The sequence below is a fragment of the Streptomyces sp. NPDC059906 genome, from assembly GCF_042730645.1.
Lineage (GTDB): Bacteria > Actinomycetota > Actinomycetes > Streptomycetales > Streptomycetaceae > Streptomyces > Streptomyces rubrogriseus.
Map to the genome: position 1 here is coordinate 1 of NZ_JBHWKU010000068.1, position 7,811 is coordinate 7,811.

The 7,811-nt window shown below is 70.2% G+C and carries 8 protein-coding genes; 6 read left to right on the plus strand and 2 right to left on the minus strand.

The genetic code is table 11. The features are described 5' to 3' along the window. The 3 genes from ACFV9J_RS40485 to ACFV9J_RS40495 form a co-directional block, all read left to right on the plus strand. Positions 1–1,417: M16 family metallopeptidase (locus ACFV9J_RS40485; RefSeq protein WP_385363238.1), on the plus strand; the 1,417-nt coding region annotated here is incomplete at its 5' end. Positions 1,418–1,456: 39 nt separating this feature from the next. After that, positions 1,457–2,209: a 4-hydroxy-tetrahydrodipicolinate reductase gene (dapB, locus tag ACFV9J_RS40490; protein ID WP_385363239.1), complete on the plus strand. Its 753-nt coding sequence runs from the start codon at positions 1,457–1,459 to the stop codon at positions 2,207–2,209. Positions 2,210–2,222: 13 nt separating this feature from the next. Beyond that, the gene (locus ACFV9J_RS40495) at positions 2,223–2,678 is read left to right on the plus strand and encodes a hypothetical protein (protein ID WP_003973287.1); all 456 of its coding nucleotides are present in this window, start codon (positions 2,223–2,225) and stop codon (positions 2,676–2,678) included. 78 nt (positions 2,679–2,756) lie between these two features. Here the strand turns inward: ACFV9J_RS40495 and ACFV9J_RS40500 are convergent, their stop codons facing one another. Next, positions 2,757–3,311 (minus strand): hypothetical protein, encoded by a 555-nt coding sequence (locus tag ACFV9J_RS40500; RefSeq protein ID WP_385363241.1) that lies wholly within the window; start codon positions 3,309–3,311, stop codon positions 2,757–2,759. 116 nt (positions 3,312–3,427) lie between these two features. Further along, complete coding sequence (locus ACFV9J_RS40505; RefSeq protein ID WP_076976600.1) at positions 3,428–3,667, minus strand: hypothetical protein; 240 nt, start codon at positions 3,665–3,667, stop codon at positions 3,428–3,430. A 191-nt stretch (positions 3,668–3,858) separates the two neighbouring features. On the opposite strand from ACFV9J_RS40505, the gene thyX reads away from it, so the two are divergent. The 3 genes from thyX (at position 3,859) to ACFV9J_RS40520 (ending at position 7,557) form a co-directional block, all read left to right on the plus strand. Continuing rightward, positions 3,859–4,599 carry an FAD-dependent thymidylate synthase gene (gene thyX / locus ACFV9J_RS40510; RefSeq protein WP_385363243.1) on the plus strand — a complete coding sequence of 247 codons (741 nt, stop codon included), beginning with the start codon at positions 3,859–3,861 and terminating at the stop codon, positions 4,597–4,599. Between the two features lie 219 nt (positions 4,600–4,818). Beyond that, a complete protein-coding gene (gene dapA, locus ACFV9J_RS40515; protein WP_385363245.1) occupies positions 4,819–5,718 on the plus strand; it encodes a 4-hydroxy-tetrahydrodipicolinate synthase in 900 nt (299 codons plus the stop codon). Between the two features lie 153 nt (positions 5,719–5,871). Then, complete coding sequence (locus ACFV9J_RS40520) at positions 5,872–7,557, plus strand: ribonuclease J (RefSeq protein ID WP_087806927.1); 1,686 nt, start codon at positions 5,872–5,874, stop codon at positions 7,555–7,557. Positions 7,558–7,811 lie beyond the last annotated feature (254 nt).

Below are 7,811 nucleotides of genomic sequence, written 5' to 3' on the forward strand. Positions count from 1 at the left end.
GCTTTGCGGGCGCCCACATTACGCCCCCCCCCCACATGCGCGGCCCCTCCGCCCCCGGGCGCGGCCCCCCACCACCTCGGAGGCGCGGGCCGTCGCCCGTACCCAAACCCTCATCAAGGGCGAGCACGGCATCGGCACGGTCCGCAGGACGACCCTCCCCGGCGGCCTGCGCATCGTCACCGAGACCCTCCCCTCGGTCCGCTCGGCGACCTTCGGCATCTGGGCCCACGTCGGCTCCCGCGACGAGACCCCGGCCCTGAACGGCGCCACCCACTACCTGGAGCACCTGCTCTTCAAGGGCACCCGGGGCCGCAGCGCCCTGGACATCTCCTCCGCCATCGACGCGGTCGGCGGCGAGATGAACGCGTTCACGGCGAAGGAGTACACGTGCTACTACGCGCGCGTGCTCGACACCGACCTGCCGCTCGCCATCGACGTGGTCTGCGACATGCTGACCGGCTCGCTGATCCAGGAGGAGGACGTCGACGTCGAGCGCGGCGCCATCCTCGAAGAGATCGCGATGACCGAGGACGACCCCGGCGACTGCGTGCACGACCTGTTCGCGCACACCATGTTCGGCGACAACGCGCTGGGCCGCCCCGTCCTCGGCACCGTCGACACGGTCAACGCCCTCACCGCCGACCGCATCCGCCGCTTCTACAAGAAGCACTACGACCCCACCCACCTGGTGGTCGCCGCGGCCGGCAACGTCGACCACAACAAGGTCGTACGCCAGGTCCGCGCCGCCTTCGAGAAGGCCGGCGCCCTCAAGGACCCGGCGGCCCAGCCGCTCGCCCCGCGCGAGGGCCGGCGCACCGTCCGTGCCGCCGGACGCGTGGAGCTGATCGGCCGCAAGACCGAGCAGGCCCACGTCATCCTCGGCATGCCGGGCCTGGCCCGCACCGACGAGCGCCGCTGGGCGATGGGCGTCCTCAACACCGCCCTCGGCGGCGGCATGTCCTCGCGCCTCTTCCAGGAGGTCCGGGAGAAGCGCGGCCTGGCCTACAGCGTGTACTCGTACACGTCCGGCTTCGCCGACTGCGGCCTCTTCGGCGTGTACGCGGGCTGCCGGCCCTCCCAGGTGCACGACGTGCTGGGGATCTGCCGTGACGAGCTGGACCACGTCGCCGAGCACGGACTCACCGACGACGAGATCGGCCGCGCCGTCGGCCAGCTCCAGGGCTCCACGGTCCTCGGCCTGGAGGACACGGGCGCGCTGATGAACCGTATCGGCAAGAGCGAGCTGTGCTGGGGCGAGCAGATGTCCGTCGACGACATGCTGGCCCGGATAGCCTCGGTCACGCCGGACGACGTCCGGGCCGTCGCCCGCGACGTCCTGGGTCGCCGGCCGTCCCTGTCGGTCATCGGCCCGCTCAAGGACAAGCAGGCGTCCCGGCTGCACGACGTCGTCGCCTGACGGTCCCGTCGCGAAACGTTCGAGAAGGAAGCATGTGACATGAGCAAGCTGCGCGTGGCCGTCCTCGGTGCCAAGGGCCGGATCGGCTCCGAGGCGGTACGGGCGGTCGAGGCCGCCGAGGACATGGAGCTGGTCGCCGCCCTCGGCCGGGGCGACAGCCTGGAGGCGCTGGCCGAGTCCGGCGCCCAGGTCGCCGTCGAGCTGACCACCCCCGCCTCGGTGATGGACAACCTCGACTACTGCCTGCGCCACGGCATCCACGCCGTCGTCGGCACCACCGGCTGGACCGACGAGCGCCTCGCTCGGCTGAACGCGTGGCTCGACGCCGCCCCGGGGACCGGCGTGCTCATCGCGCCGAACTTCTCCATCGGCGCCGTGCTGACCATGAAGTTCGCGCAGCTCGCGGCCCCGTACTTCGAGTCCGTCGAGGTCGTCGAGCTGCACCATCCGAACAAGGTGGACGCCCCCAGCGGCACCGCCACCCGCACCGCCCAGCTGATCGCGGCGGCCCGGCAGAAGGCAGGCTCCGCACCGGCGCCCGACGCCACTGCCACCGCCCTGGACGGCGCCCGCGGGGCGGACGTGGACGGGGTCCCGGTGCACGCGGTCCGGCTGCGCGGCCTGCTCGCCCACCAGGAGGTCCTGCTCGGCGCCGAGGGCGAGACCCTCACCGTCCGGCACGACTCCCTGCACCACAGCAGCTTCATGCCGGGCATCCTGCTGGGCGCCCGCCGGGTGGTCACCACCCCGGGCCTCACCTTCGGCCTGGAACACTTCCTGGACCTGGACTGAGACCCTCACCCTGATGCGCGCGAAGATCACCTACCTCGTCACGGCCGCCGTCCTGGTCTTCTACTTCCTCCTGGTCGGCAGCCGCGGCGTACTGCTCATCAAGACCGGCACCCTCCTCACCGTCACCTTCGGCGTCGCGGTGCTGATCCTGCCGGTGATCGGCCTGTGGTTCCTGTGGAAGAACACCCAGTTCGTCCGCCGGGCCAACCAGCTCGCCGCCGAACTCGACGCCGAGGGCGGACTGCCCGTCGACGAGCTGAAGCGCACCCCCAGCGGCCGGGTCGACCGCGAGTCGGCCGACGCGGTCTTCGCCCTGCGCAGGGCCGAGACCGAGGACGCCCCCGGCGACTGGCGCAGCTGGTTCCGCCTCGCCGTCGCCTACCACGACGCCCGTGACACCCCGCGCGCCCGCAAGGCGATGCAACGGGCGATCGCCCTGCACGACGGCAAGCACGTCGAGGCCGCCTGACCCGACCGCAGCCGAAACGCCGGGGCCCGGACCGCAGTGATGCGGTCCGGGCCCCTCGCGTTTCGACCCTCCGGTGCGTCAGCCCCGTCGGTACTCGTCGGCCCACGCCTCCACCGCGTCGGCCGCCCGGTTGAAGGCACCGTCGCGGGCGAGGAAGTCGGAGTTGTGCGAGGTCAGCAGCGGGGACAGGGGTTCCGCCGACCGGCCCTGCCGCACCAGCAGCAGCGCCTGCCCCTGCACTGTGCGCGGCAGTCCCAGCCAGCGCACCGGCTGCTGCACCGTGCGCAGGCTGGCGACCTGCTGCCAGGCGACCGTGCGTGTGGTGAAGAAGCCCACCTGACGCACTCCGTGCGCGCTCACCCACGCGCCCATGCGCAGCATCCGCAGGGCGCAGAGGATGACGACGACCGCGATGCCGAAGACCACCCCGGCGGAGGACGGACCGCCCGTCGCCGCGATGATGACGGCCGCGAACAGGACGAACGAGGCGAGCAGCAGCATCAGGGCCGCCACCCCCACGCGCCACGGCCCCGGCCGGTAGGGCCGGCGCCAGAGGTCGCGGTCGTCGTACGGCAGCGCGACGTCGTCGGCCGTGTCAAAGGCGCGGTCGGCCGTCAGGAAGGGCAGGGGCACGGCTGGTCCTCACTCGTTCCAAGGCAAGTGTTGTGCCCGGTGAGGCTACCGACCTGCGTCTTCGGTCACCACCCTCGGGGGTCCGGATGGAGCCGGGCCGGCCGTGCCCGATACGCCTAGCGCCCCTCGGACGCCTGCGACGGCTGCTTGTGCGGTGAGGGCTGGTCGGCCGACAGGGCGGGCATCCCGATCACCAGAGAGCCCACCAGACCGGCGACGACGGTGACACCGAGGAGCCAGCGTCCGGCCAGCTGGCCGAAGGACGCCCGCTCGCGCGGCGGGGGTGTGACATTGCTGCGGAACCTGTCGGCCTCGGCGACGAAGGCGAACGGCACGGGTTCACGCCGGCGGATCATAGGGACTGCGTCTCCCTTCAGGGACTGGAATGAAGTGCTGTTACTCATACAGACGAGCGAACGGCCCTCCAGGTGCCCTGTTTCACCGACTTCATTGCGGCACGGCACCGATCGCCCCATTCGGCGCCCCTGGGCGGGCCGTAGAGTGGCCTCGCCAAGCGCCGAGATTGACTGGGAAGGCCCTCCACACCGTGACCGACACCCCCGCCGACGATCCGAAGATCGAACTTCGCAGTGACATCACCGTCGAACTGGTCAAGAGCGCCGCGACCGACTCCGACGTGCTGTTCGCCGCCCGCGTCTCCACCGCCGGGGAGCAGTCCCTGGACGAGCTGAAGAAAGACCCGGAGCGCTCCAAGGGCCTGATCAACTACCTGATGCGGGACCGGCACGGCAGCCCGTTCGAGCACAACTCGATGACCTTCTTCGTCAGCGCCCCGATCTTCGTCTTCCGGGAGTTCATGCGGCACCGCGTCGGCTGGTCCTACAACGAGGAGTCGGGCCGCTACCGCGAGCTCCAGCCCGTCTTCTACGTGCCGGACGCCTCCCGCAAGCTGGTCCAGCAGGGCCGCCCCGGCAAGTACGTCTTCGTCGAGGGCACCCCCGAGCAGCACGAGCTGGTCGGCGGCGCGATGGAGGACTCCTACCGCCAGGCCTACGCGATGTACCAGCAGATGCTCGCCGCCGGCGTCGCCCGCGAGGTGGCACGCTCGGTGCTCCCCGTCGGCCTGTACTCGTCGATGTACGCCACCTGCAACGCCCGCTCGCTGATGCACTTCCTGGGCCTGCGCACCCAGCACGAGCTGGCGAAGGTGCCCTCGTTCCCGCAGCGGGAGATCGAGATGGTCGGCGAGAAGATGGAGGCGGAGTGGGCCCGCCTCATGCCGCTCACCCACGCCGCCTTCAACGCCAACGGGCGCGTGGCGCCGTAACGGGTCAGGCGCCCTGGCCCGCCCGGCCGGGCACAGATGTACGCATCAACCATGCGAAGTGTCCGGATTGCGGCGTTTGGAGAAGTTCATCTAGCCTGATCAAAGGGACCCGGCACTGCTTGAACCCCCGAGCAGGCAGTGCCGGGCTCCTCCTCCGTTCCGACCTGCCGACTCCCCCGAGGGCAGACCCCGCCCTGAGCAACGAGTAGCGTGTAACCCATGGCTCCGACCTCCACTCCGCAGACCCCCTTCGGGCGGGTCCTCACCGCCATGGTCACGCCCTTCACGGCGGACGGCGCACTCGACCTCGACGGCGCCCAGCGGCTCGCCACCCACCTGGTGGACGCAGGCAACGACGGCCTGATCATCAACGGCACCACCGGCGAGTCCCCGACCACCAGCGACGCGGAGAAAGCGGACCTCGTACGAGCCGTGGTGGAGGCCGTCGGCGACCGGGCGCACGTCGTGGCCGGAGTCGGCACCAACAACACCCAGCACAGCATCGAGCTGGCCCGCGCCGCGGAGCGCGTCGGCGCCCACGGCCTGCTGCTCGTCACGCCGTACTACAACAAGCCCCCGCAAGAGGGCCTGTACCTGCACTTCACGGCCATCGCCGACGCCGCCGAGCTGCCCGTCATGCTCTACGACATCCCCGGCCGCAGCGGCGTCCCGATCAACACCGAGACCCTGGTCCGCCTCGCGGAGCACCCGCGGATCGTCGCCAACAAGGACGCCAAGGGCGACCTCGGCCGGGCCAGCTGGGCCATCGCGCGCTCCGGCCTCGCCTGGTACTCCGGCGACGACATGCTCAACCTGCCGCTGCTCGCCGTGGGCGCGGTCGGCTTCGTCTCCGTCGTCGGCCACGTCGTCACCCCGGAGCTGCGCGCCATGGTGGACGCGCACGTCGCCGGTGACGTACAGAAGGCCCTGGAGATCCACCAGAAGCTGCTCCCGGTGTTCACCGGCATGTTCCGCACCCAGGGCGTCATGACCACCAAGGGCGCGCTCGCCCTCCAGGGGCTGCCCGCCGGACCGCTGCGCGCCCCCATGGTCGGCCTCACGCCCGAGGAAACCGAGCAGCTCAAGATCGATCTTGCCGCCGGCGGGGTACAGCTCTGACATCAGACTTCGCACCACCGCACGACCGGACGGACTTCACAACTGAATAGGCGGGCCACCGGTGCCCGCACCCCATACGACAACTGCTTCTGCACGAACGTCATGCGCGCCACGTGCCCACCGGTACGTGGCGCGTGTGGTGAGGAGAGTCTTTTGAGTCATCCGCATCCTGAACTGGGCCGACCCCCGGCGCTTCCCAAGGGCGGCCTCCGGGTCACGCCCCTCGGCGGCCTCGGCGAAATCGGCCGCAACATGACGGTCTTCGAATACGGCGGCCGTCTGCTGATCGTCGACTGCGGCGTGCTCTTCCCCGAGGAGGAGCAGCCCGGCATCGACCTGATCCTGCCGGACTTCACGTCCATCCGGGACCGCCTCGACGACATCGAGGGCATCGTCCTGACCCACGGCCACGAGGACCACATCGGCGGCGTCCCCTTCCTCCTCCGGGAGAAGCCGGACATCCCGCTGATCGGCTCCAAGCTGACCCTCGCGCTCATCGAGGCCAAGCTCCAGGAGCACCGCATCCGGCCGTACACCCTCGAGGTGGCGGAGGGGCACCGCGAACGCGTCGGTCCCTTCGACTGCGAGTTCGTCGCGGTCAACCACTCCATCCCGGACGCGCTGGCCGTCGCCATCCGCACCCCCGCGGGCATGGTCGTGCACACCGGCGACTTCAAGATGGACCAGCTCCCGCTGGACGGCCGCCTCACCGACCTGCACGCCTTCGCGCGGCTTAGCGAGGAGGGCATCGACCTGCTCCTCGCCGACTCGACCAACGCCGAGGTGCCGGGCTTCGTCCCACCCGAGCGGGACATCTCGAACGTCCTGCGGCAGGTCTTCGCCGGCGCCCGCAAGCGCATCATCGTGGCGAGCTTCGCCAGCCACGTCCACCGCATCCAGCAGATCCTGGACGCCGCGCACGAATACGGCCGCCGGGTCGCCTTCGTCGGCCGCTCCATGGTCCGCAACATGGGCATCGCGAGAGACCTCGGCTACCTCAAGGTCCCACCGGGCCTGGTGGTCGACGTCAAGACGCTGGACGACCTGCCCGACAGCGAGGTCGTCCTGGTCTGCACCGGCTCCCAGGGCGAACCGATGGCCGCCCTGTCCCGCATGGCCAACCGCGACCACCAGATCCGCATCGTCAACGGCGACACGGTGATCCTGGCCTCGTCCCTCATCCCGGGCAACGAGAACGCGGTGTACCGCGTGATCAACGGCCTGACCCGCTGGGGCGCCAACGTCGTCCACAAGGGCAACGCCAAGGTCCACGTCTCGGGCCACGCGTCGGCCGGCGAGCTGCTGTACTTCTACAACATCTGCCGCCCGAAGAACCTGATGCCGGTCCACGGCGAATGGCGCCACCTGCGTGCCAACGCCGAGCTGGGCGCCCTGACCGGCGTCCCGCACGACCGCATCGTCATCGCCGAGGACGGCGTGGTCGTCGACCTCGTCGAGGGCAAGGCGAAGATCACCGGCAAGGTCCAGGCGGGGTACGTCTACGTCGACGGGCTCTCGGTCGGCGACGTCGGCGAACCGGCCCTCAAGGACCGCAAGATCCTCGGCGACGAGGGCATCATCTCGGTCTTCGTGGTCATGGACTCCTCCACCGGCAAGATCACCGGTGGGCCGCACGTCCAGGCCCGCGGCTCGGGCATCGAGGACTCCGCCTTCGCCGCGGTGCTCCCCAAGATCACCGAGACACTGGAGCGCTCGGCCCAGGACGGAGTCGTCGAGCCGCACCAGTTGCAGCAACTGATCCGCAGGACCCTCGGCAAGTGGGTCTCGGACACCTACCGGCGCCGGCCGATGATCCTGCCCGTCGTCGTGGAGGTCTGACGGGCCGTCGGACCACCGACAGCGCCAACCCGGAGCGGGGCGCCTCGATTTGCATCGGGGCGCCCCGCTCCAGTACGTTTACATCTCCGCTCGGACGGGCACCCGATCACTTCGTGGTTCGGAGCCGCCCAGGGAGGGTGGAAATACCGACTCAGAATCTCTGATAAAGTCGGAACCGCCGGAAAGGGAAACGCGAAAGCGGGAACCTGGAAAGCACCGAGGAAATCGGATCGGAAAGATCTGATAGAGTCGGA

Excerpts from the sequence above, each read along its gene's own strand:
- dapA (WP_385363245.1), top strand. The coding sequence starts at position 4,819 with ATGGCTCCGACCTCCACTCCGCAGACCCCCTTCGGGCGGGTCCTCACC.
- ACFV9J_RS40495 (WP_003973287.1), top strand. The coding sequence starts at position 2,223 with ATGCGCGCGAAGATCACCTACCTCGTCACGGCCGCCGTCCTGGTCTTC.
- ACFV9J_RS40505 (WP_076976600.1), bottom strand. The coding sequence starts at position 3,667 with ATGATCCGCCGGCGTGAACCCGTGCCGTTCGCCTTCGTCGCCGAGGCC.
- dapB (WP_385363239.1), top strand. The coding sequence starts at position 1,457 with ATGAGCAAGCTGCGCGTGGCCGTCCTCGGTGCCAAGGGCCGGATCGGC.